1 protein-coding gene is annotated in these 1,215 nt (G+C 56.9%); it reads right to left on the bottom strand.

Features of this window, described 5'->3' with window-relative positions; all coding sequences use genetic code 11:
* Positions 1-16: 16 nt before the first annotated feature.
* On the bottom strand, positions 17-1,215 hold a 1,199-nt coding region (locus VFQ05_19115; protein HET9328882.1), incomplete at its 5' end, for an IS4 family transposase.

Genomic DNA, 1,215 nt, shown 5'->3' with positions numbered 1-1,215 from the left:
GGTGAGCACCAATGCTTTATAGAGGACAGCCTGAATTCGCCACAGGCTGGGACACTGTTTCGAGTCGGAAGCCCCAGGGGGAAACTGACAGGAAGTTCCTGGTAAGGTCTTCCACCAGCAGAGCTGCCAAGAGTTTGGCGTACAGATAGGTGCGAGCTAAATCAGGGTCTCGGACCGGGAGATCCCCCAGCTGCATAAGACTCTTCATCCGTTTGAAGGCCAGTTCCACCTGCCAGCGGAACCGGTAAAACTCCAGGATTTGACTGGCACTGAGTTGCTCGGCCGGCACTGAGCTCAGCAGCAGGATGTAGCCAGCGGCCTCCAACGTCCTGGGGTCCACCTTACGCCCCTTCTTCTGGGCATCCTGGCGTGCTCTTTTCTGAGCCTGCTCAGTGGCCACCGCACTCTTTCGTAGCACCACCAAGCGCACCGGTACGGCAGAGAGTTTGCGAGTCGGGGCGGTCTGAAGCCTAAACTCCACCGCTTGGGTATCTGGAACCTGTCTCAAGGCTCCCATCAGATCAAAAGGCTCTCCATTGACGCTCTGAAGCGGAAGGTTCTGCCAGTTCATCCGAACAATAAACAGCCCACCTGCTTGATGGACTGACTCTAAACCGGCACGATGGCCATAGCCGGCGTCAGCGATGAGCAAGTCCCGATCACCGATACGAAAACGCTTCAGACTCTCTCCGCCTTCGGGCCCCGTCAACTCCACAGAATCAATACTTTGATCCCCTAAATGAAACCCCAGATGGATTCGCCAGTCCGTGCCCCGACTGCCCGGAGCCGATACCGTCGTGGCGTCGACCAAGCGCAGACGAAGACCAAACTCCTCAAGACCTGCAAAGCCTGACCTCTCTGCGAGTTTGGCTCCTAGCAGCAGGCCAAGCCAAGTGGAAACACCTCGCAGACGTTTCATTACAGCCACTTGAGACAGCTTCGCGATGCCCTGAGCCTCGGCCCAACTGCTCGTCTGGCGCAACGACAAACCACCGCAGCTATAAGCCAAGGCCAACCACAACAGGGTCTCTGCCTCCCGAATCACCCTCTTGCGCACCAAGGCACCTGTTTGCCGAGCTGTCGCCTCCAGGTCAAACCCTGCTGGCAACATGGAAAGAAGGTACTGCCACTGCGATCCGAGCAGTTCCAGGATCTTCATAACCCTAGATTCCGCTACTTCGTCGCTGATGTCAAGAACCAAAGTTAACGCGCATG

Source organism: Candidatus Eisenbacteria bacterium (assembly GCA_035712145.1).
Classification (GTDB): Bacteria; Eisenbacteria; RBG-16-71-46; order RBG-16-71-46; family RBG-16-71-46; genus DASTBI01.
The sequence above is the reverse complement of the archived record's forward strand: the minus strand, read 5'-3'. Positions and strand labels throughout refer to the sequence as shown.